Source organism: Streptomyces sp. NPDC055103 (assembly GCF_053607625.1).
Genome location: NZ_JBSGTX010000035.1, coordinates 20,615 through 41,745, shown reverse-complemented (window position 1 = coordinate 41,745; position 21,131 = coordinate 20,615). Strand labels below are relative to the sequence as shown.

General features: G+C 73.7%; 20 protein-coding genes. 7 read left to right on the top strand and 13 right to left on the bottom strand.

Features of this window, described 5'->3' with window-relative positions; genetic code table 11:
- Positions 1 to 47: 47 nt before the first annotated feature.
- The 9 genes from moeZ to ACWFR1_RS22260 all read right to left on the bottom strand — a co-directional run bounded on the left by moeZ (position 48) and on the right by ACWFR1_RS22260 (position 10,769).
- Entirely contained in the window at positions 48 to 1,226 is a 1,179-nt protein-coding gene (moeZ, locus tag ACWFR1_RS22300; RefSeq protein ID WP_453553755.1) for an adenylyltransferase/sulfurtransferase MoeZ, read from the bottom strand.
- 63 nt (positions 1,227 to 1,289) lie between these two features.
- Positions 1,290 to 2,036, bottom strand: coding sequence for a spherulation-specific family 4 protein (locus ACWFR1_RS22295; protein WP_453553753.1), 747 nt, complete (start codon positions 2,034 to 2,036; stop codon positions 1,290 to 1,292).
- On the bottom strand, positions 2,024 to 2,995 hold the full coding sequence (locus ACWFR1_RS22290; RefSeq protein ID WP_453553751.1) for an NAD-dependent epimerase/dehydratase family protein: 972 nt from the start codon (positions 2,993 to 2,995) through the stop codon (positions 2,024 to 2,026). The genes ACWFR1_RS22295 and ACWFR1_RS22290 overlap by 13 nt, the downstream gene beginning before the upstream one ends.
- 189 nt (positions 2,996 to 3,184) lie before the next feature.
- On the bottom strand, positions 3,185 to 4,681 hold the full coding sequence (locus ACWFR1_RS22285) for a hypothetical protein (RefSeq protein WP_453553749.1): 1,497 nt from the start codon (positions 4,679 to 4,681) through the stop codon (positions 3,185 to 3,187).
- Positions 4,682 to 4,694: 13 nt separating this feature from the next.
- Positions 4,695 to 6,353 (bottom strand): glycosyltransferase, encoded by a 1,659-nt coding sequence (locus ACWFR1_RS22280; protein ID WP_453553816.1) that lies wholly within the window; start codon positions 6,351 to 6,353, stop codon positions 4,695 to 4,697.
- A gap of 190 nt (positions 6,354 to 6,543) precedes the next feature.
- The gene (locus ACWFR1_RS22275; RefSeq protein ID WP_453553748.1) at positions 6,544 to 7,848 is read right to left on the bottom strand and encodes an ATP-binding cassette domain-containing protein; all 1,305 of its coding nucleotides are present in this window, start codon (positions 7,846 to 7,848) and stop codon (positions 6,544 to 6,546) included.
- Positions 7,849 to 8,069: 221 nt separating this feature from the next.
- The gene (locus ACWFR1_RS22270) at positions 8,070 to 8,165 is read right to left on the bottom strand and encodes an Ms4533A family Cys-rich leader peptide (RefSeq protein ID WP_317598890.1); all 96 of its coding nucleotides are present in this window, start codon (positions 8,163 to 8,165) and stop codon (positions 8,070 to 8,072) included.
- Positions 8,166 to 8,266: 101 nt separating this feature from the next.
- Complete coding sequence (locus ACWFR1_RS22265) at positions 8,267 to 9,796, bottom strand: DUF3152 domain-containing protein (RefSeq protein WP_453553745.1); 1,530 nt, start codon at positions 9,794 to 9,796, stop codon at positions 8,267 to 8,269.
- A 7-nt stretch (positions 9,797 to 9,803) separates the two neighbouring features.
- Positions 9,804 to 10,769, bottom strand: coding sequence for an alpha/beta fold hydrolase (locus tag ACWFR1_RS22260; protein ID WP_453553743.1), 966 nt, complete (start codon positions 10,767 to 10,769; stop codon positions 9,804 to 9,806).
- Between the two features lie 142 nt (positions 10,770 to 10,911).
- On the opposite strand from ACWFR1_RS22260, the gene ACWFR1_RS22255 reads away from it, so the two are divergent.
- The 4 genes from ACWFR1_RS22255 to ACWFR1_RS22240 all read left to right on the top strand — a co-directional run bounded on the left by ACWFR1_RS22255 (position 10,912) and on the right by ACWFR1_RS22240 (position 12,791).
- Positions 10,912 to 11,127, top strand: a complete 216-nt coding sequence (locus ACWFR1_RS22255) for a hypothetical protein (protein WP_453553741.1) — start codon at positions 10,912 to 10,914, stop codon at positions 11,125 to 11,127.
- Positions 11,128 to 11,273: 146 nt separating this feature from the next.
- The gene (locus ACWFR1_RS22250; RefSeq protein ID WP_453553740.1) at positions 11,274 to 11,933 is read left to right on the top strand and encodes a TetR/AcrR family transcriptional regulator; all 660 of its coding nucleotides are present in this window, start codon (positions 11,274 to 11,276) and stop codon (positions 11,931 to 11,933) included.
- A gap of 160 nt (positions 11,934 to 12,093) precedes the next feature.
- A complete protein-coding gene (locus ACWFR1_RS22245; protein ID WP_453553738.1) occupies positions 12,094 to 12,321 on the top strand; it encodes a DUF3107 domain-containing protein in 228 nt (75 codons plus the stop codon).
- A gap of 200 nt (positions 12,322 to 12,521) precedes the next feature.
- Positions 12,522 to 12,791, top strand: coding sequence for a hypothetical protein (locus tag ACWFR1_RS22240; RefSeq protein ID WP_453553736.1), 270 nt, complete (start codon positions 12,522 to 12,524; stop codon positions 12,789 to 12,791).
- A 33-nt stretch (positions 12,792 to 12,824) separates the two neighbouring features.
- Here the strand turns inward: ACWFR1_RS22240 and ACWFR1_RS22235 are convergent, their stop codons facing one another.
- A complete protein-coding gene (locus ACWFR1_RS22235; protein WP_453553734.1) occupies positions 12,825 to 13,538 on the bottom strand; it encodes a ferritin-like fold-containing protein in 714 nt (237 codons plus the stop codon).
- Positions 13,539 to 14,160: 622 nt separating this feature from the next.
- On the opposite strand from ACWFR1_RS22235, the gene ACWFR1_RS22230 reads away from it, so the two are divergent.
- Together ACWFR1_RS22230 and ACWFR1_RS22225 are read left to right on the top strand one after the other, a co-directional pair.
- The gene (locus tag ACWFR1_RS22230; RefSeq protein WP_453553732.1) at positions 14,161 to 16,830 is read left to right on the top strand and encodes a DEAD/DEAH box helicase; all 2,670 of its coding nucleotides are present in this window, start codon (positions 14,161 to 14,163) and stop codon (positions 16,828 to 16,830) included.
- A 110-nt stretch (positions 16,831 to 16,940) separates the two neighbouring features.
- A complete protein-coding gene (locus ACWFR1_RS22225; RefSeq protein ID WP_453553730.1) occupies positions 16,941 to 17,831 on the top strand; it encodes an alpha/beta fold hydrolase in 891 nt (296 codons plus the stop codon).
- A 21-nt stretch (positions 17,832 to 17,852) separates the two neighbouring features.
- Here the strand turns inward: ACWFR1_RS22225 and ACWFR1_RS22220 are convergent, their stop codons facing one another.
- On the bottom strand, positions 17,853 to 18,794 hold the full coding sequence (locus tag ACWFR1_RS22220; protein ID WP_453553728.1) for an NYN domain-containing protein: 942 nt from the start codon (positions 18,792 to 18,794) through the stop codon (positions 17,853 to 17,855).
- Between the two features lie 174 nt (positions 18,795 to 18,968).
- Between ACWFR1_RS22220 and ACWFR1_RS22215 the strand changes: the two genes are divergently transcribed.
- Positions 18,969 to 19,121 carry a hypothetical protein gene (locus ACWFR1_RS22215; protein WP_086024648.1) on the top strand — a complete coding sequence of 51 codons (153 nt, stop codon included), beginning with the start codon at positions 18,969 to 18,971 and terminating at the stop codon, positions 19,119 to 19,121.
- Between the two features lie 86 nt (positions 19,122 to 19,207).
- Here the strand turns inward: ACWFR1_RS22215 and ACWFR1_RS22210 are convergent, their stop codons facing one another.
- Together ACWFR1_RS22210 and ACWFR1_RS22205 are read right to left on the bottom strand one after the other, a co-directional pair.
- On the bottom strand, positions 19,208 to 19,813 hold the full coding sequence (locus ACWFR1_RS22210) for a MarC family protein (RefSeq protein WP_351823479.1): 606 nt from the start codon (positions 19,811 to 19,813) through the stop codon (positions 19,208 to 19,210).
- Positions 19,814 to 20,204: 391 nt separating this feature from the next.
- Positions 20,205 to 21,065, bottom strand: a complete 861-nt coding sequence (locus tag ACWFR1_RS22205; RefSeq protein ID WP_453553725.1) for a PHP domain-containing protein — start codon at positions 21,063 to 21,065, stop codon at positions 20,205 to 20,207.
- Positions 21,066 to 21,131: the final 66 nt, after the last annotated feature.

Genomic DNA, 21,131 nt, shown 5'->3' with positions numbered 1-21,131 from the left:
GAAGGGCCCGTACCTCATGACGAGGTCCGGGCCCTTTCGCGTATCGGTCAGTAGACCGGCTTCTCCGGCTCGACCTGGTGGACCCAGCCGATGACGCCGCCGCCGACGTGGACCGCGTCGGCGAAGCCCGCGGACTTGAGCACCGCGAGGACCTCCGCACTGCGGACACCCGTCTTGCAGTGCAGGACGATCCGCTTGTCCTGCGGCAGGTCCTGGAGGGCGGTGCCCATCAGGAACTCGCCCTTGGGGATCAGGCGCGCGCCGGGGATCGAGACGATCTCGTACTCGTTGACCTCGCGGACATCGATGATGTCGATGTTCTCGCCCTCGTCGATCCACTCCTTGAGCTGCTTGGGAGTGATCGTCGAGCCGAGCGCCGCCTCCTGGGCCTCCTCGGACACGACGCCGCAGAAGGCCTCGTAGTCGATGAGCTCGGTGACGGTCGGGTTCTCGCCGCAGACCGCGCAGTCGGGGTCCTTGCGGACCTTGACCTGGCGGTACTGCATCTCCAGGGCGTCGTAGATCATCAGGCGGCCGACCAGCGGGTCGCCCACGCCGGCCAGGAGCTTGATGGCCTCGGTGACCTGGATGGAGCCGATGGACGCGCAGAGCACGCCCAGGACGCCGCCCTCGGCGCAGGACGGGACCATGCCCGGCGGCGGGGGCTCCGGGTAGAGGCAGCGGTAGCAGGGGCCGTGCTCGGACCAGAACACGGACGCCTGACCGTCGAAGCGGTAGATGGAGCCCCAGACGTACGGCTTGTTCAGCAGCACGGCCGCGTCGTTCACCAGGTAGCGCGTGGCGAAGTTGTCCGTGCCGTCGACGATCAGGTCGTACTGGCTGAAGATGTCCATCACGTTGTCGGCCTCGAGCCGCTCCTCGTGAAGGATCACGTTCACGTACGGGTTGATGCCGAGCACGCTGTCACGCGCCGAGGCGGCCTTGGAGCGGCCGATGTCGGCCTGGCTGTGGATGATCTGGCGCTGGAGGTTCGACTCGTCGACCTCGTCGAACTCCACGATGCCGAGCGTGCCCACGCCGGCGGCGGCCAGGTACATCAGCGCCGGCGAGCCGAGGCCACCGGCGCCGACACACAGCACCTTGGCGTTCTTCAGCCGCTTCTGCCCGTCCATCCCGACGTCCGGGATGATCAGGTGGCGGGAGTACCTGCGGACCTCGTCTACGGTGAGCTCGGCAGCCGGCTCGACCAGGGGTGGCAGCGACACGGGGACTCCGGTGGTCGGTATGTCAGTACGGTTGTTCTCCCCGTAACACTGCCACGCCCCTCCTCATTCCGAGACACCCGGTCCGATCCGCGAGACGATTTCGTCCCAGTAGCCGGGCAGCGAGTGGAATGGCGCGCTTTGTCCCCGGGCCCCGGTCCGGTCGGTGAAGAAGATCGTCCCGGCCCCCTGCCAGCGGGCCACCCGCAGCGCCTCGTCGAGGTGGGTGCGCGGGACGCCGTGGACGAGGTGGACGAACTTCGCCTCCGCGTAGTCGGCGGTCCACTCCGCCACCTGTGACCAGCGGTAATCCGTCCAGGCGCCGGAGAAGGTGACCAGCTGGTCGGCGGTCTCCGCGTACCCCGGATGGGGGTGGGTGCCGTGCCCGAGGACGAGGTGAGCCTCGCCGCCGAGGACGGCCTCCAGGGTGGCCGTGAGCCGCCGCGTCCCGGCCAGGTCGGCCCGGTCCGAGGGGGCGCGGTCCAGGTAGAAGCCGTCCACCTTGTACCAGTCGAGGAAGTGGTGGGCGTCCGAGATCAGCTCCCCGAAGGGCCGGGAGCCGTGGGCGAGGTCCAGGTGCCCGAGGACTCGGACCCCGGCGTTGCGGAGCTTGCCCGCCGCCTCCAGACAGTGCGGGTCGGGGCGGCTCCCCGGGCCGTCGGAGACGTTGAGCACGGCCCAGTGCAGCGGCGTCCCGGGGCGGGTCAGCTCGGCCCACTCGACGGGGGCGAGCAGCGGGTGGGCGTAGCCGGGGACGCCCACCCCCAGCGCCTGGACCGCCCCCGTGGCCGTGGCCGTCGTCAGATGCGACACGCCGCCTCCATCCAGATGTCTGCGAGCGACTCCTCCAGGTTGATCCGGGGCCGCCAGCCGAGCCGGTCGCGGGCGGTCCTGACGTCGGCCTGCTGCCAGGGGCCGCAGCCGTCGGGGTACGGGTAGGGGGCGGCGGCCAGCTGGTCGGCGATGGTCCCCTCGGTGCGGGGGGCGCCGATCATCGGGCGCTGCGGCATGCCGTGCGGGGCGTCCAGCTCGTGGAGGTTGCCGGTGTAGCCGGCGACCCGGGCGAGCACGGCGGCGGCGTCCCGGAGCCGGACGGCCCGTCCTGTGCCGATGTTGACGACGCCCTGGGCGGCGGAGAGCGAGGCCGCGTGGACGGCCCTGGCGACGTCCCGTACGTCGACGAAGTCCCGCTGCACGCCGAGTCCGCTGAGCTTGAGCTCGCCGTCCCCGGCCTGCATGGCGCGGCGCATCGCCTCGGCGAGCCGGCCGAGCGGGGAGCCGGCGGGCGTGCCGGGGCCGACGGGTGAGAAGACCCGCAGGACGACGGCGTCGAGGCCCGAGCCGAGGACGAGCTCGGTGGAGGCCAGCTTCGACACGCCGTACGGGCCGCCGGGGCGAGGTACGGCGTCCTCGGCCGTGGAGGAGCCGGGCTGGCTCGGGCCGTACTCCGAGGCGCAGCCGACCTGCACGAGCCGGGCGCCGCAGCCGCTGCGGCGCAGGGCCTCGCAGACGGTGGCGACCGCGATGGTGTTGTGCCGGATGAGGTCGCGGGCGCCGCCGCGGGTGGCGCCCGCGCAGTTGACGACGACCCCGGGGTGGACCGCGTCGAGGAAGCGGGTCAGCGCGCCCGGGCTGCCGGAGGCGAGGTCGAAGCGGACGTCGGCGTCGTCGCCCCGGCCGAGGGCGGTGAGGTGGACGGCCGGGTCGGCGAGCAGCCGATCGGCGACGAAGCGGCCGATGAAGCCGTTGGCTCCGAGCAGTAGCACCCTCATCGTGCGGCCCCTACGTGCCGACCGGCCGGTCCTTGGGATCGAGGGGTCATGGTCTTCGGTCTCCTTGCGGGGTTTGAGAGAGGTGACGGGGCACGCCCGCGGCGTCGGCTCCGCGGGTGAGAGGGGGGTCCTGGCGGGAGGGCCGGCGGGATGGTGGCTGCGGGGGCCGCCGGGCCTTCGCTCGGGAGCTCACGGGGTGGCTGTGTGGGCCGAGGCCCGGGCGAGGGCGCCGGTCGCGTGGGCCAGCAGGCCGAGCGCGGCGGCGCCGCAGACGAGGGTGGGTACGGCCCCGGGTCCCGCGGCGTCGACGAGGGCGCGCACGGGGGCGGCGAGCGCGTCGAAGCCGGGGGCGGGGATGCGGGAGGCGAGGACGCTCGCGAGGGCGAGGGCCTCGGCGGCGCAGGCGGCGGCGAGGGCGGCGGAGGCCGTCTCGGGGAAGCCGTGCACGGTGAGGAGGCGGGCGAAAAGGAGGAGCGCGCCGAGGGCGAGGGCCCCCGGGCTGAATCCGGTGAGGGCGAGGAGGGCGGTGAGCGCGAGGAGCTGGAGCGTCACCGTGCCGAGGAGCAGGGGCCGGGCGCCGGCGGCGAAGTCCGCGAGTCCCCGGCTGTCGGCGATCCGGCGACGGGCCCGGCTCGCGAAGAGATGGGCGCCCCAGGCGGCGGGGGCGACGGCGAGCGCGAGGGCGAGGAGGGGGCCGGGGGCGAGGTCCCAGGGCCCGTCGGGACCGCCCGTCAGGACCTGGCCCAGGAGCCCGTCGCCGGCGACCGCGTAGGCGAGGAGCCAGAGCGTCCAGAGGCGGGCGGCGGGCACGGTCCGGCCGCCGGGGGCGCGGAGCGGGCCGCGCCGGACGGCGACGACGAGCGCCCCGGTGAGCGCGAGGGCACCGGCGGCGCCGACGGCGAGGCGGACGGAGCCGTGGGTGAGGGTGAGCCCGAGTCCGGCGAGCGCGGCGGCGGCGCCGGGCGCGAGGACGGCGAGCGCCCAGGGGGCGCGGGGCCGCTCGTCCGGCGCCGGGGCCGGGGGCGTCCCGGTGCCGCGGGGCACGCGGACGTACAGCTCCTCGGCGAGCGCGAAGACGTCCCGGTGCCGGAAGCGGGCGGCGGTCCGGTCGGTGAACCCCTGCGCTTCGAGGCCCGCGGCGATCTCCAGCGGGTCGACGGCGCGCTCGCACAGCTCCCGGTGCCGGTGCATGAGCACCTTGACGGGGTCGGCGTTGCCGCGCCGGGGCCGGGGAGGTGAGGCCGAGAGGGCGGGCGCCGGCGCACCCGTCCCCCCGACCGGCACGGGGGCCTCGGAGACGGGCCGGGCAGCCGGGGTGGACGTGACCTCCGGGGCGTGCGCCGCCTCCAGGGTGGACTCCGCCTGTGTGTGGTCCTCCGCCGGCGTCCGCTCCTCCGCCGGTGCCCACTTCTCCGCCGGTGCCCACTTCTCCGCCGTGGTCATCCAGGCGAGTCCGCGCTCCGGTGCGTCGGGGTGGTCGGCTCCTTCGTACGAGGGTGGGGCCGGGGTTATCCCGGGCGGTGCGGTGTCCGGCGTGCCCGGTGCGGCCGGCGCGTCCACCGGGTCCCCGGTGGCGGGGAGGTCGAAGGACGCGGCGTCGGCGGCGGTCAGGGCCGGAGTGCCGAGGAGGGCTTCGGAGCGGGCGTCCCAGGCTCCGGGGCTCGTGGGGGCGGCGGGGCCGCGCATGGGTGTGCCTCCTTCAGGCATCGGGGGCTCCTGTGCCCGCGGTCACGGCCTGGTGCGTCCAGCTGCCGGGCACATGGGCCTCGGCCGGGTGGGCGAAGGGCACGCCGTCCCCGGGGCGGTGGCGCACCGGCGCGTGGGAGAGGAGCTCCAGGTAGATGCCGCGGAACGCGGCCAGGTTCTGTTCGACGGTGAAGAGTTCGAGGGCGCGGGCGCGGGCCGCGGCGCCCAGACGGTGGCGGCGCTCGGGGTCCCGCAGCAGCGCGAGGCACGCGTCGGCGAGCGCGCGCGGGTTGCGCGGCGGGACGACGAGGCCGGTGCCGCCGATGACCTCGACGACCGCGCCGACGTCGGTCGAGACGGTGGCGCGGGCGCAGAACATCGCCTCGACGAGGCTGGTCGGGAAGCCCTCGACGACGCTGGAGAGGACGACGACCGCGGCGGAGGCGTAGGTGTCCTCCAGGGTGGGCGCCTCGGGTCCGCCGAGCTCCTCGAAGGTGACGGGGTTCTCGCCGACGGCGTGCGCCCCGGCGGCCTCGTCGGGGAAGAGCTGGGCGGCGAAGCCCTTGCAGTGGGTGAGGTACGCGTCGGCGGCGGGCTCGGGGGCGGGCGCGGCGACGATCCGCAGCCGGACGTCGGGCTGCCGGGCCCGGATCTCGGCGAAGGCGTGCAGCAGGGCGACGAGGTCCTTGGCGGGTTCCACGCGGCCGACCCAGACGAGGGTGGCCGGGTCGCCGCTCTCCTCGTCCTCGCCGACCTCGGCGAAGCGGTCGGCGGCCAGGCCGGGGTGGACGGTGCGGATCCGGTCGCGGCCGGCGCCGCACTTCTCCTGCCAGCGGCGAGCGTGGGCGTTGCCGGGGGTGAGGAGGGTCGCCTGTCCGTAGATCTCGGCGGCGATCCGGCCGTGGAGGGCGGCGAGGAGGGCGCGCAGGGGGGCGGAGCGGTCGGCGGCGGCCGGCGAGAGGTAGTGGGCGCGGAGCTGGACGCCGTACTCGGTGACGAGGAGCGGCGTGCCGAAGAAGCGTTTGGCCAGGAGGCCAGGGAGGGCGGCCGGGCCGCCGGCGGTGGCGTGGCAGAGGTCGACGGCGCCGAGCGCGTCCTCCTCGTACCAGTCGAGGGAGAGCGGGCGCAGGGCGCGCTCCAGGTGCTCGGCGAAGGCGAGGTGGTCGGGGAGGCCGGCGGCGGCCGCGGTCCGGCGTGCGCCGGGGGCGCGGCAGGCGGCTTCGAGGATGCGGACGGCGTCGTCGGAGCGGAGCGCTCCGGGCAGTCCGCCGTGGTCGCGGGCGAGGTCGGCGAGGGCGTGGAGGCCGGTGGCGAAGGACGTCTCGTCGTGTTCGGCGCAGAGGCCGGTGGCGAGGGCGTGGAAGCCCTCGGTGAAGCGGCGGCGCTCGCGTCGTCCGTAGGCGCGGCGGGAGGCGCGGGCGGCGCCGAAGGCGGCCCGCTCGACGGGGCTCTGCGGTGCGTGCTTCTCCGGGGCCGTGTCGTCGAGGGCGCCCAGGTCGCCCGTGCGGACGAGCCGGGCGTTCGGGGGGAGGGGCCGGTGGGTGCCGGTGGGGCCGAGGGCATAGAGGTCGAACTGGTGCTGCCCGAGCCCGTGTACGAGCCGTTCGCACCAGAGTCCGGCCTCACCGGTGGCGTACGGGTAGCCACCCTCCGCGAGCAGTCCGATCCGCACGAGCACACCCCCGATCTCCCTTGACGGCGGCCACCGTTGGTCCGGCGACTCGCAGCGGGAAGAACGTAAGCGGAGATACCGGTGGTGCGATGGACGGTTGTCCGTCGCACCACCGGAAGGGGTGAATGCACGTAACTTTCCCACCCCGGTCGCGTTCGGTCGCGATACGGTGCGGATCGGTTACGGAGCGTCAGGCAGCGGCCAGTTCCTGGCGCCGCCCCCGGCGCTCGGCCGCGAGGACCGGGTCGAGGGACGGGACGGCGGCGAGCAGCCGGCGCGTGTACGGGTCCTGGGGTGCGCCGTACACCTCCTCGACCGTGCCCTGTTCGACGATCCGGCCGCCGCGCATGACGGCGACCCGGTCGCTGACCTGCCGGACGACGGCGAGGTCGTGGGCGATGAAGACGAGCCCGAGGCCGAGTTCGGCCTGGAGCTCGGCGAGCAGCGCGGTCACCTGGGCCTGGGTCGTGACGTCGAGCGCGGAGACGGGTTCGTCGCAGACGACGACCCGGGGCTCGGCGGCGAGCGCGCGGGCGATGCCGACGCTCCCCCTGCCTGCGGCGGGGGGACCCCCAGCGCTGGCCGCCGCTGAACTCGTGCGGGTAGGCCTCGTACCGGTCGGGTTCGAGCCCCACCCGGTCGAGCAGTTCGCGCGCCCGGGAGCGGATACGGGTCTCGTCGCGCTCCCCCGCCGCGCTGGGGGTCCCCCGCCGGAGGCAGGGGGAGCGTCGGCGATGGACTCGCCCACGGAACGGCGCGGGTCGAGGGAGGCGACGGGGTCCTGGAAGACCATCTGGAGCTCGCGGCGGTACGGGCGCAGTTCCCGCTCCGAGAGGGCGCCGATCTCCGTACCCCCGTAACGGAGTCGGCCGCCCGTCGGGTCGAGGAGCCGGACGAGCATGCGGCCGAGGGTGGTCTTGCCGCTCCCTGACTCGCCGACGACGCCCAGGGTCTCGCCGGCGTGGACGGCGAGGGAGACGCCGTCGACGGGATCAGCAGCAGCGGGCGGGGGAAGTCCCGGGGGGGCGACGGCGGTCAGCGCGATGGCGAGGACCAGCATGGGCAGGGCGACGAGCACGTCGGTGATCCGGCCGAGGAGGCCGTCGACCCAGCGGCTGCCGAGCCCGGCGGCGAGGCCGATGACGACACCGAGGGCGACCTGGACGGCGGTGGCGCCGACGGCGACGAGGAGGGAGATCCGGGCGCCGTGGAGGAGCCGGACGAAGAGGTCGCGGCCGGTGCCGGGTTCGACGCCGAGCCAGTGGTCGGCACTCGCCCCGCCGAAGGGGCCGTACGGGACGCCGCCGCGGGCCGAGTCGACGAGGTCGTCGTGGTACGCGTACGAGTCCTGGCCCTCCAGGGCGGCGAGCAGCGGCGCGGCGAGGGCGAGGAGGACGAGCAGGAGGAGGACTCCGGCGGAGACGAGGGCGGCGGGGCGGGTGCGGAGCCGCCGCAGGGCCTGCCGGGCGGCGCCCGTGGCGGGGGCGCCCGCCACGACCTCTCGGAGAACTGCGGGCGGGGAAAAGGGAATTCCGCGCAGGCAGCGGCGAGCGGCGACGTCCGGGAATGCGGACGGAGAACCGGAACAGCAAGGGGAAAGCCGCGCCTACGGGAAGAACACCCGGGCACGGAAGGGCGTCGGCGGCAAGGGAACAGAGAAAGCCGACGGGCGCTCGGGCCGGGGCACCATCCGGGCCTCTGGGCCCAGGGGGAGCGTCAGCTACAGAGAATGTCGGCGACGGCGTGCCGGGTCACGCCGATGAGCGCCAGCTCAATGGCGGCGCGATCGAAGGCGACGTGACGGTGCGACATGCCGAGAGATATGAACGAACACCCGAGCGATGTCAACGCGCATTCCACGAGTCCCGGGACGCGCGTCTCACCATCCGATCACCTCCGGATCGGACGGGACATCAACTACCCGGGTAAACCCACGGGTTGGGACGGCAGGAGATTCCGTCGATCTTCAGCGACTTCGTCTGCTGCTGCATCACGGGGGCGAGCGCACCGGGGGTGTCACAGCTCACGTGACCGTGCCCGAGCCGGTGTCCGACCTCGTGGTTGATGAGCATCTGGCGATACGCGTACATGGCCTTGGGCCCGAAGGTCTCCGAACCCTGCGCCCAGCGGAAGGCGTTGATCATCACGCGCTCGGTGCTGGCGGAGTCGCAGGACACGTTGTCGACCGTCGTGTCCAGTCCGGACTTGCGGCACCAGTCCCCGGTGGTGCCGGGGCTCGCGAGCGTGATGACGAACTCGGGATCCCCGCTGGAGATCCGCTCGAAGGTCATCGCCCCCTGACCTGCCCAGCTGCGTTCGTCGTTGAGCGTCTTGTGCACGGCCGAGGCGAAGAGCACGGGGTCGAGTCCGACCCCCTTCTCGACGTCGATCCGGTAGCGGACGAGCCGCCCCTTGCCCGGCGCCTTCTGGAAGCCCGGCACGGCCTCGAACTCGCCGGAGCCGTGCAGCTTCGGATCGATCGGGAACTGGCGGGTCATCAGCTGCTCGTACGTCGGCGCCGGGGCCGCGGAGGGCGCCGCGGGTGCGGCGGTCGCCGGTCGCGTCGGGGTGATCCGGTCGTCGGAGCGGGAGGCGGAGGTGTCGCCCGAGGCCCGCTCGCCCGGCCCGTCGGCGGCGCGGGCGGTGCTCGGCGCGGTCCCCCGGTCGGCGACCTGGCCGGCGACGACGACGGCGAGGACGGTGGTGACGGCGGCGGCCGCGATACCGGTCAGGGTGCGGCCCTTGAGGGTCCGGCCGGCCGGCTCCTCGGCCGGGTTCTCGCCGTCGGCCTCCGCTTCGGCCGGGCCCTCACGCCGGGGTCCGGGGATGAACGGCCCCTGGGGCGGGGCCTGTTCGGAGAGAGGAGCGTCCTGCTCGGGCCCGGCGGCCCGATGCGAGCCGGGCCGGCGGCCGTACTCCCCGGGCAGTGGACGGGCGCCCTCGTCGTGCTGCGGATGGCCGCCCCGCACGGAAGTGCCCCCGTAGGCGGGGATGCCGTACGCCGGGGTGCCGGGGGTCCCGTGCGCCGGGGTGTCGTAGGCCCCACCGCCGTACCGCTGACCGCCTTGCGCCGGCTGCTGACCGCCGCGCGCTTGCCGCTGACCGCCGTACGTCTGCTGCTGACCGCCGCGTGTCGGCTGCTGACCGCCGTACGCCTGCTGCCCGTACGCCGGTGGCGCCTGCGGGGAGGCCCCGTACGGAGACTGCCCGTACTGAGGCGTCCCGTGCGCCGGCGTACCGGCCGTGTCCTGGCCGGCGCCCGGCGCCCTGCGGCGGCGTCCGGTTCCCGAGGCCTGCCCGGGCGCTCCCCCGGCCTGCCCTGTCACCGTCCGGGGCTGCCCGGCCGCGCCCTGCGCCGCCGTCCCCGTCGTCCGTCCGGCCGCCGCGCGTTGCTCGGTGTCGGGCACCGAGGGCGCGGAGCCCTTGCGACTATGTCGTCCCACGCCCCGGTCAGCTCCCGCCGTCGTCGGCGATCAGTTCCCGCACGGCCTGGGCGACCGTCTCGGGGTACTCCATCATCGCCACGTGCCCCGCGTCCGGCAGGGTCAGCAGGCGCGAGCCCCGGAAGGCGGCGGCCGCCTTCCGGGCCATCCGGTACGCGACGAGCTGGTCGCGCCCGCCGTAGACGAGCAGTGTCGGGGCGAGCACGCGCTCGGCCTGCCGCCACAGCCCGTGCTGCCCGCCGAGCGTGTAGGCGTCGACGATGCCGCGCGAGGAGCGGGCCATGGCGTCCCAGAAGTACGGGAGCTCAAGGCGCCGCTCCATCTCCTCGACGGCGTGCCGGAAGCCCTCGTCGGTGACCCGGCCGGGGTCTCCGTAACAGAGCGAGAGGACGCCGCGGACCCGCTGCTCGGGCGTCCAGTCCCGGGAGAGCTTCGCGAAGAGCGAGGCGACGCCGGGCACCGCGAGCAGCACGGTGGGCCAGGCGGTGCGCTGGGCGCGCAGCTCGGGCAGGGCCGGGGCGACGAGAGTGAGGGTGCGGACCAGGTCGGGCCGCACGGCGGCGACGCGGGTGGCGACGGCGCCGCCCAGCGAGTTGCCGAAGAGGTGGACCGGTCCGCGTCCGCCGGCGTCCAGGAGCCGGATGACGGCCCGGGCGTGCCCGGTGACCGAGTAGTTGCCGTCGTCGGGCGGCGGGGAGTCGCCGAAGCCGGGCAGATCGACGGCCTCGCCGTCGACGCGGTCCGCCAGCAGCGGCATGAGCGCCGACCAGTTCTGCGAGGAGCCGCCGAGGCCGTGGACGTACAGCGCGGGCGGCAGGCCCTGGCTGGTGCCGGGCCGGGCGCGCACGGTCAGGGTGAGCCCGGGCAGGGCGACGGAGCGGAGCTCCTCACCGTCGGCGACCCGGACGGCGCGGATCCGCGACGCCTGTGAGGCGGCGGCGGTCCGGGTTTCCGGCAGCTCGGTCGAGGACATGGCCGCAATATTACGAGACGATCACGCGAGGGCGTGTGTGGGTGGCGTCACAAGTGCGTGTGCGGCGGGGCGCGTGTGCTCCTACGCTCGAAGAGAGGGCCATCGGAGAGGACCGCGGACCTCGCGCGCCGGAAGGAACCGCATGACTGTCGATCCGACCGAGCCGGACACATTCGTCGAGGAAGAGGTTGACGTGCTCGACCAGGAAATCCCCGAGGCCGACGCGGCCGAGCAGCACACCGAAGTGCAGCAGCACGAGGACGAGCACCCCACCCATATCGAACACGAGTCGGCGAACGAGGCCGACGCGTCCGATCAGACGCGTGTCGTCGCCCTCGACGAGGACGACTACCGCTGATTTGTTCGGTTTAATCTTGAATCGACTGTCGACCAGGGCATCCGGTCCGTGAAATTCTGCGTTCGCACCGCGCACAGCCGGGTTACCCAAAAGTACGATGGCGGCGCGGCGCGACAGCGCGCATGGATCGATTCTTGGGAGGCCGCGTGAGCGCCATCGAGCAGACAGAGGCAGCACGCCCTCGGGGCACGCGCCTGCCGCGACGTGCCCGACGGAACCAGCTGCTCGGCGCGGCCCAGGAGGTCTTCGTCGCCCAGGGGTACCACTCGGCCGCGATGGACGACATCGCCGAGCGGGCGGGCGTCAGCAAGCCGGTGCTCTACCAGCACTTCCCCGGAAAGCTGGAGCTCTACCTGGCCCTGCTCGACCAGCACTGCGAGTCCCTCCTGCTGTCGGTGCGCACGGCCCTGGCCTCCACCACGGACAACAAGCTCCGGGTCGCGGCGACGATGGACGCCTACTTCGCGTACGTGGAGGACGAGGGCGGCGCCTTCCGGCTGGTCTTCGAGTCCGATCTGACCAACGAGCCGGCCGTACGCGAGCGCGTGGACCGCGTCAGCCTGCAGTGCGCCGAGGCGATCTCCGACGTCATCGCCGAGGACACCGGGCTCTCCAAGGACGAGTCGATGCTGCTCGCCGTGGGACTCGGCGGCGTCTCCCAGGTCGTGGCCCGCTACTGGCTGTCCAGCGAGTCCGTGATCCCCCGCGAGAAGGCGGTGGGGCTGCTGACCTCGCTCGCCTGGCGCGGCATCGCGGGCTTCCCGCTGCACGCGGTCGACGGCCAGCTGAGCGCCGAGGGCCACTGAGGCCCAGGCCCTCCGTACCCTCCGCGCCGGGTTCATTCCCGCGGGCTGTTCGCTCCTGGCGTGCCACGCTTGAGCCGTACGCGTCCCCTCACCGGGCTAATGTGTGCAGCGTAGGGCGCGGGAAGATCGCGCAACGCTGACCGTTCGGAGGGACATAGCCGTGGAGGTCAAGATCGGCGTGCAGTACGCACCCCGGGAGATCGTTCTGGAGAGCGGGCAGTCCGCCGAGGAGGTGGAGCGCGCTGTGGCCGACGCTCTGTCCGGCAAGGCGCAGCTGCTCAGTCTCTCGGACGAGAAGGGTCGCAAGGTCCTGATCCCGGCAGACAAGATCGCGTACGTGGAGCTCGGCGAGCCCGCCGTGCGTCGGGTGGGCTTCGGCGCCCTCTGAGTCCCGGATCTACGGGAAAGGCCCGGTGGACCGTCACGGTCCACCGGGCCTTTCGTGTGCCGTTCCCCGCTCCGCATCCGCACCGGCCCGCCGCCGTCTGGCCACGTCAGGGGGTACGGGGAGGATTGCCTTCCGGGCGCCAGGGGTAGAAGGGCTTCGACCGCACCACCCGCCCCGCAGTACCCGCGAGGTGATCCGCCGTGTTCCTGGAAGCCCTCGGTTCCGCCCTGCTCGGGTTCGCCCTGGCATGGACCGCCGTGCACCGGTTGACCGACCGTCTCCCCTCCCGGGGGACCGTCCTCATGACCGGCGCGGTAGGCGGCGTCTTCGGCGCGCTCGTCACCCACGGAGCACTGGGCCCCGGCCACTTCCTCGCCACCCTGATCGGCGCCGTGGCGGTCGCGGCGGTGCTGCTCTCGCTGCTGATCCGCCCGGCCTCGCGCCGGTTGCGACGATCAGCGGCGGCGTGAGCAGCGCCGCGCGCTCGACGGTCCGGAGGGGAATTACGCGGCCAGGCCGAGCGCGGCCATGCGCTTGGTGTGGGCCTCGGTGATCCGGGAGAACATGCGGCCGACCTCGGCGAGGTCGAAACCGTCCGCGACGCCGCCGACCAGCATCGTCGACAGGGCGTCGCGCTCGGCGACCACCCGCTGGGCCTGCGAGAGCGCCTCGCCCATCAGGCGGCGTGCCCAGAGCGCGAGCCGGCCGCCGACGCGGGGGTCCTTGTCGATCGCCGCGCGGACCTTCTCCACGGCGAAGTTGCCGTGGCCGGTGTCGTCGAGCACCGACAGGACGAGCCCGCGCGTGTCCGTGTCGAGGCGGGCCGCGACCTCCCGGTAGAAGTCACTGGCGATCGAGTCGCCGACGTACGCCTTGACCAGACCCTCCAGCCAGTCCGACGGCGCGGTCTGGCGGTGGAAGTCGTCGAGCGCCTTGGCGAAGGGCTCCATCGCGGCGGTCGGCTCGGCGTCCACGGCCGCGAGCCGGTCGCGCAGCTGCTCGAAGTGGTGGAACTCGGCCGAGGCCATCTTCGCCAGCTCCGCCTTGTCCGCGAGGGTCGGCGCCAGCTTGGCGTCCTCGGCGAGCCGCTCGAAGGCCGCCAGCTCTCCGTAGGCCAGCGCGCCGAGGAGGTCGATCACGGCGGCGCGGTACTGCGGCTCGGCGGATGCCGTGGCCCAGTCCTCGGCGGCGATTCCCTTGTGCTCGCTGTCTGTCACGGCAAACCTTCCGATTCCGCTGCGGCGCACCGCGGCCGGCTGCTAGCGTCCCTGCTGCGCGTCACCGCGTCGGGCAGGGCTTGTCCGTCATAAGGCTGCTTCGCAGCCGAGTGAGAAGCCCCTCAGGGGGAGGAGTCACGGAGCGCACAATAGCCCGCGCTCAGCGCATGGGAAGACCCCGTCCGGCACCGCCGGGCGGGGCCCTCGACAATTCGGCCCAGCACGGATGCGCGAATCCGGGGTACAGTGGTAATGCGCCTGCTGAGTATGCGGACATGCTTTCGCACGTTCGGACGTATCCGGTGGGCCGACTCATGAATGAGGATGCCCGGTCGGTGGCCCGATCGGCTCCGGCCCGACAGCCCTTCCGGCGGACCCGCGGAGGGGTCACCTCAGCGGTTCGACGCTCGAGCGACGGCAGTGGTCCCGCGCCACCTGGCTGTGATCTTCACGATCCGGCCGGAAGTATCCCGGCACGGTACGACCCCCATCGTTCGCCTCGCACCGCGTCCACAGAAGAGGCAGCACCCTGACTACGACTTTCCGAGAGCTCGGAATCCTTCCCGAGACGGCCGAGGCCCTTGAGGCCGTCGGTATCGTCACCCCCTTCCCCATCCAGGAGATGACCCTCCCGGTCGCCCTCACCGGCACCGACGTCATCGGCCAGGCCAAGACCGGCACGGGCAAGACCCTCGGTTTCGGCCTTCCGATCCTGGAGCGCGTGACCGTCCCCGCGGACGTCGAGGCCGGCCGGGCGAAGCCCGAGCAGCTGACCGACGCACCGCAGGCCCTGGTCGTCGTCCCCACCCGCGAGCTGTGCCAGCAGGTCACCAACGACCTCCTCACCGCCGGCAAGGTGCGCAACGTCCGTGTGCTCGCCATCTACGGCGGCCGGGCGTACGAGCCCCAGGTCGAGGCGCTCAAGAAGGGCGTCGACGTCATCGTCGGAACCCCGGGCCGCCTGCTCGACCTGGCCGGCCAGCGCAAGCTCGACCTCTCGCACGTGAAGGTCCTCGTCCTCGACGAGGCCGACGAGATGCTCGACCTGGGCTTCCTGCCCGACGTCGAGAAGATCATGAACATGCTGCCGCCGAAGCGCCAGACCATGCTGTTCTCGGCGACCATGCCGGGCGCGGTCATCAGCCTGGCCCGCCGCTACATGTCGCAGCCGACGCACATCCGCGCCACCTCGCCCGACGGCGAGGGCGTGACCGTCGCCAACATCAAGCAGCACGTCTTCCGCGCGCACAACATGGACAAGCCGGAGATGGTCTCCCGCATCCTGCAGGCCAACGGCCGAGGGCTCGCGATGATCTTCTGCCGTACGAAGCGCACGGCGGCCGACATCGCCGAGCAGCTGGAGCGTCGCGGCTTCGCCTCCGGCGCGGTCCACGGCGACCTCGGCCAGGGCGCCCGCGAGCAGGCGCTGCGCGCCTTCCGCAACGGCAAGGTGGACGTCCTCGTCTGCACCGACGTCGCCGCCCGCGGCATCGACGTCGAGGGTGTCACCCACGTCATCAACTACCAGTCCCCCGAGGACGAGAAGACCTTCCTGCACCGCGTGGGCCGCACCGGCCGCGCGGGCAACAAGGGCACGGCGGTGACGCTGGTCGACTGGGACGACATCCCGCGCTGGCAGCTCATCAACAAGGCGCTGGAGCTGGACTTCCACGACCCGGTCGAGACGTACTCCTCGTCCCCGCACCTCTACGAGGAGCTGGACATCCCGGCGGGCACCAAGGGCATCCTGCCCCGCATCGAGCGGACCCGTGCGGGTCTGGGCGCGGAGGAGCTGGAGGACCTGGGCGAGCCCGGCGGCCGCCGTGGCCGCGGCCCGAAGACCGACAAGGTCGAGAAGGCCGAGGAGTTCCCGGCCCGGACGCGGACCCCGCGTCAGCGCCGGCGTACCCGTGGCGGCGGCGAGTCCGGTGACGCCCCGGCGTCGACGGCTCCGGCCACCGCCGTGTCCGCCGCTCCGGCCGCTTCGGTGACCGAGGACGCTCCGGCCGAGTCCGGCCCGCGTACCCCGCGCCGCCGTCGCCGTACCCGTCCGGGCAACCCCACCGTCGCGCCGGCCGCCCAGGCGGCTCCGGTGGTCCAGGCGGCTCCGGCCGCCCAGGCGGCTCCCGTGGTCCAGGCGGCTCCGGTCGTCGAGGCCGCGCCCGTCGTGGAGGCCGCTCCGGCGCCCGTCGCCGAGGAGCCGAGGGCTCCCCGTCGTCGTGCCCGCGCCGCCCGCCCGGAGGCCGTGACGGCCGCGCCCGTCGCCCCGGCCCCCGTGTTCCAGGAGGCCGCCCCGGCCCCGCGCCGTCGCCGTCCCCGCGTGCTGCGGCCGGTCGAGGACACCGGTTCGTTCCAGACGGTCGAGACCGCCGCGGCCGCGCTGCGGAAGGCTCCGGTCGTCGAGGCGCCCGCCGCCCCGGTCGTCGAGGCCCCCGTGGAGGCCCCTGCGGAGCCGAAGAGGGCCCCCCGTCGCCGTACGGCCAAGAAGGTCGTCGCGGAGCCGGTCGTCGAGACCGTCATCGCTCCGGTCGTCGAGGCCGCCGCCGCTCCGGTCGTCGAGACCGTCGCCGCTCCGGTCGTCGAGACCGCCGAGGTCACGGCCGAGGTTCCCGCCCCGCGCCGTCGCCGCGCGGTCCGCAAGGCCACCGGTTCCCCGGTGACCGCCGAGGCGCCGGTGGCCGAGGCCCCCGTCGTCGAGCCGGTCGCCGCGCCGGTCGTCGAGGAGGCCCCGAAGGCTCCCCGCGCCCGCCGCACCGCCCGCAGGCCCGCCGGCTCCCCGGTCACCACCGAAGCCCCGGTGACCGAGACAGTCGTCGAGCCGGTCGTCGCGCCGGTCGTCGAGGAGGCCCCGAAGGCTCCCCGCGCCCGCCGCACCGCCCGCAGGCCCGCCGGCTCCCCGGTCACCACCGAAGCGCCGGTGGCCGAGGCCCCCGTCGCCGAAGCGGTCGCCGCGCCGGTCGTCGTCGAGCCGGTCGTCGAGGAGGCTCCCAAGGCCCCCCGCGCCCGCCGTACGACCAAGAAGGCCGCCGCCGCGGCCGAGGTCGTCGTCGAGGCCGTCGAGGCCCCGGTGACCGAGGAGGCCCCGAAGGCTCCCCGTCGCCGCGCCACGAAGAAGGCGGTCGCCGCCGAGGCGCCCGACGCCTCGGAGCCGAAGACGCCGACGCGTCGCCGTACGACGAAGAAGGCCGCGGCAGCCGAGGCCCCCGCGGCCGACGCCCCGGTCGCCGAGGAGGCCCCGAAGGCTCCTCGCCGTCGCACCACGAAGAAGGCGGCGGCTCAGCCCGATAGCTGATCCCCGCTCCGTCACGGCCGTGCGGCCCGGTCCCTCCCCAGGGGCCGGGCCGCACGGCTGTGACGGCAGCCCCCCGAGCCCTGCCCGGTTCGCGCCGTTACAGTCCAGATATGAGCAAGCCCCGTTCCCTCGCACTGCCGCCCCGCACCCGAGCCCGCCGGCTGGTGACCGCGCGGGGCGACTTCGCCGTCCTCGACGCGACCCCCGCGGGCGAGCGGCACGGGACGGTGCTGCTGCTGCCCGGGTACACCGGCAGCAAGGAGGACTTCCTGGGGCTGCTCGGTCCGCTGAGCGAGGCCGGGTACCGGGCGGTGGCGGTGGACGGGCGGGGCCAGCACGAGACCCCGGGTCCCCGCGGCAGGGCCGCCTACCGGCGCAGGGCGCTCGCCCTCGACACGGTCGCGCAGGCCGCCGCCCTCGGCGACGGGCCCGTCCATCTGCTCGGCCACTCCTTCGGCGGCCTCGTGGCCCGGACCGCCGCCACGCTCGCGCCCGCCGCGTTCCGCTCGCTCACCCTGCTGTCCTCCGGGCCCGGCCGGGTCGCGCGGCCGCAGCGGATCCGGATCCGGGTGCTGCGGGGCTCACTGGCCGTGCTGCCGAGGGAGCGGGTCTGGCGGACGATGTGCTGGCTGGACAGCCGGGGCGAGCAGCCGGAAGCGGTCGACGCACCGGACCTGACGGTCTTCCTGCGGCGGCGCTGGATGCGGACGCGGATCGCACAGCTCGCGGGCGCGGGGCGGCTGCTCCTGAACGACCCGGACGGCACGGCGGAGCTGCTCGACCTGCGGATGCCGCTGCACATCGCGTACGGGGCGGACGAGATGGTCTGGCCCCCGGCGGAGCTGGCCGCGGCGGTGGCCCGCACCGGCGCGCACCACACGGTGGTCGACGGCGCGGGCCACTCCCCCAACGTGTCGCACCCGCGCGAGCTGACGGACCGGCTCACCGGCTTCTGGGAGCGGGTCACCGCCCGTACGGAAGCCGGTGCGGCGGCCTCGTAGGCCCGCTGTCACATCGGTCGGTCAGAACTGCGCCTTGAGGTGCTGCCAGAAGCCGTCCCGCAGGGCGCGCCGCAGGGCGGCGTGGCCGCGCAGGGAGCGGCTGAGCAGGCGTTCCGCCTCGACGAGCAGGTCCTGGTCGACCGGCCCCGGGAGGTAGGGCGCGCCGGGCAGGAGCTCGCCGAGCCGGTCGCGTCCGCGCTCGGCGAGCCAGGTCGCGGCGATCTGGGCGCCGACGAAGCGGACCTCATCGCGCGAGGGCGGCGGCTCGCCCTCGTTCTCGTACGTCGTGACGGGGCGGCGGGTGACGTACGGGCGGCAGAAGTCGAGCTCGAAGGTGCGCTGGCTGTCGACCTCCCAGAGGAGCGCCTCGGCCTGGTTGCGGCCCTCGGCCGCCTCGATGCCCCAGAGGTGGACGCGGGCCCCGAAGCCCTGGGCGGCCTCGACGGCCGACACGAGGTCCTCGTCGCCGCCGACGAGGGCGGCGTCGCTGATGGCGCGGTGGCGGGCGAGGGACTCCAGATCGGTGCGGATCAGGGAGTCGACGCCCTTCTGCTGGTTGTTGGCGTTGAGGTTGCCGAGGCGCACCTTGACGTCGGGGAGCTCGGCGATGGCCTGCTGTTCGGGGGTGTGGATCCGGCGCCTGGCGCCGTCGTACCAGTAGACGCGGAGCAGTCTGCTGTCCGCGAAGATCGTGCGTGCTTTGTCGATGAAGGCCTCGATCAGGCCCTCGGCGTCGAGGTCGAAGGAGCGCCGGTCCTCGGTGCCCGTCACCAGCAACCCGGCCGCAGCATGGACGTAACCTGCGTCGACGAAGATGGCGTGGGTGGAAGGTGTTTTGGCTACCTCGGCCAGCATCCGCTGGAGGAGCTCGTTGGTGCGCTCCACGCGGGCGTCGAGTGCCCTCAGGCGGGCGTCGATCGGCTGCGCTTCGATGGGTGCGTCGATGGTCTCTGCGTCGTTCATACGGAGCTCATTCTCCGCCGCCGGCGGGGCTGCCGCCACACCCTCTACCGGCTAGTAGTTAGCCATCCGAAAATTTTCCTTAGCGTAAGGAATGTTTGCAGGATGCACGTCGTTGGACCACTACGTAACCCAGTTCTCCTCCAGGAGGATCAACTCAGACGAAGGGAGAAGCCCATGCGCTTCGAAATCCTGCGACTCGACGACATCGACGGCACGCCCGTCGACCGTACGGTCGTGGACGCCGCCTCCGTCAATCGGATCGTGCAGCAGGCCGCCTCGATCGGCCAGCGCATCTGGATCCGCCCCGCCGAGACCTCGGCCTCGTAACAGGCCAGGTCCACACCACGCACCGCGCCCCCGCACGGACTTCGCAAAGCGGAATCCGTACGGGGGCGCAGTGGTGTCCGGAGCCGTCAGGCTCCCTGGATCACCTGGGTGACGCCGTTGATGATCTGCTGCACCGCGATGGCGGAGAGCATCATGCCGGCGAGCCGGGTCACGAGGACCACGCCGCCGTCCTTGATGACCCGGATGATCAGCAGCGAGTAGCGCATGGTCAGCCAGAGCACGACGTGCATGGCGACGATGGCGGCCCAGACGGAGACCTGGGCGGCGGCGCTGTCGGCGTGCTGCACGGCGAGGATGACCGAGACGATCGCACCGGGCCCGGCGAGCAGCGGCATGCCGAGCGGCACCAGGGCGACGTTCACGTCCTTGGTCTGCTTCGGCTCGTCGGTCTTGCCGGTGAGCAGGTCGAGCGCGATGAGCAGCAGGAGCAGACCGCCCGCGATCATCAGCGCGGGGACGGAGACGTGCAGATACGCGAGGATCTGCTGCCCCAGGATGCCGAAGACGGTGATGACCCCGAAGGCCACGGCGACGGCCTGCCAGGCCATCCGGCGCTGGACCTTGGCCGGCCGGCCGGAGGTGAGGGCGAGGAAGATCGGCGTGATCCCGGGGGGATCCATGATCACGAAGAGGGTCAGGAACAGCGAGCCGAAGACGGCGACGTCGAACACGGTGGGGTGCCTTGCGGGAGAGTCGAACGGTGGGGTGTGGGCTTCCGCTGCCGGAATGTGGAGTTCCGCCAGCGGGCCGACGTGGGTACGTCCACCGCGGGGCGGGAAGCCGGGCGGGGTGACGTGAACGGATACGGGTGGGGCGGGAAGGAGAGCGGTCGTACGGGCGCGGGCGGGGCGACCGCTGTCGCCTCGGGCCGGCGAACCGGTCCCGCCGACGGGCCCTGGGCCCTCACCGGCCGGCGCACGCCCCGAGGCGGGACGCGCATCGGTGGATCGCCGTGACCGCCCGGCCGGACCGACCGCCAGGGGACGACCGTCCCCCGCCGATCACCGACCGCCTGCGGCCGACCTCGGGCCGCGGGTCTCGGGCCCTGCCCGCCCCTGAGGGCTAGGCGGCTCCCCCCGTGCCGGGGACCGCGAAGGCCCCTGTGGCACGGCGGATGATCTCGCCGTAGATCTCGGGGTCGGTGGTGCAGTCGCCGAGGCGACAGGTCTTGCGGCTGCCGTGGTAGTCGCTGGAGCCCGTGGTCAGCAGCCCGAGCTCCTTCGCGAGTCCGCGCAGCCGCGCCCGCGTCGCCTCGTCGTGGTCCATGTGGTCGACCTCGATGCCGTCGAGACCGGCGTCGGCCAGCCGGGCTATCGCCGCCTCCGGCACGACCTCCCCGCGCTTGACGGCGAGCGGGTGCGCGAAGACCGTGACCCCGCCGGCGGCCTTGACCAGGCGGATCGCGTCGACGGGGTCCAGCTCGTGCTTCTCGACGTACGCCCGGCCGCCGTCGGCGAGCCAGTCGAGGGTGAAGGCGCCGGACACGTCGGGTACGACCCCGTGCTCGACGAGCGCCTCGGCGACGTGCGGGCGGCCGACGGAGCCGTCGCCGGCGATCCGGGCGACCTGCTCCCAGGTGACGGGGACGCCGAGCTCCTGGAGCTTGCCGACCATGGCCTGGGCGCGGGGCACCCGGTCGTCCCGGACGAGCTCCCGCTCGGCCAGGAGCGCGGGCTCCTCCGGGTCGAAGAGGTACGCGAGCATGTGCAGGCCGATGCCGTCGAGGCGGCAGGACAGCTCGGCGCCGGTGACGAGGGTCAGCCCCTCGGGCAGCGCGCCGATCGCCTCGGCGTGGCCGCGGGTGGTGTCGTGGTCCGTCAGCGCGACGACATCGAGCCCGGCCGCGGCCGCGTTCCTGACGAGTTCGGCCGGCGAGTCCGTGCCGTCGGAGGCCGTGGAGTGGGTGTGCAGATCGATGCGCACGACGCGGTACTCCGGGGACTCGACACGGACGAGGACGCTTCAGCATAACGGGCGAATCGAACAGGT

What these genes read in the sequence shown, in the direction of transcription:
- ACWFR1_RS22215 (WP_086024648.1), top strand. Translation starts at nt 18,969, where the DNA reads ATGCGCTTCGAAATCCTGCGACTCGACGACATCGACGGCACGCCCGTC.
- ACWFR1_RS22230 (WP_453553732.1), top strand. Translation starts at nt 14,161, where the DNA reads ATGACCCTCCCGGTCGCCCTCACCGGCACCGACGTCATCGGCCAGGCC.
- ACWFR1_RS22270 (WP_317598890.1), bottom strand. Translation starts at nt 8,165, where the DNA reads ATGTCGCACCGTCACGTCGCCTTCGATCGCGCCGCCATTGAGCTGGCG.
- ACWFR1_RS22220 (WP_453553728.1), bottom strand. Translation starts at nt 18,794, where the DNA reads ATGAACGACGCAGAGACCATCGACGCACCCATCGAAGCGCAGCCGATC.
- ACWFR1_RS22290 (WP_453553751.1), bottom strand. Translation starts at nt 2,995, where the DNA reads ATGAGGGTGCTACTGCTCGGAGCCAACGGCTTCATCGGCCGCTTCGTC.
- ACWFR1_RS22255 (WP_453553741.1), top strand. Translation starts at nt 10,912, where the DNA reads ATGACTGTCGATCCGACCGAGCCGGACACATTCGTCGAGGAAGAGGTT.
- ACWFR1_RS22285 (WP_453553749.1), bottom strand. Translation starts at nt 4,681, where the DNA reads ATGCGCGGCCCCGCCGCCCCCACGAGCCCCGGAGCCTGGGACGCCCGC.
- ACWFR1_RS22260 (WP_453553743.1), bottom strand. Translation starts at nt 10,769, where the DNA reads ATGTCCTCGACCGAGCTGCCGGAAACCCGGACCGCCGCCGCCTCACAG.
- ACWFR1_RS22225 (WP_453553730.1), top strand. Translation starts at nt 16,941, where the DNA reads ATGAGCAAGCCCCGTTCCCTCGCACTGCCGCCCCGCACCCGAGCCCGC.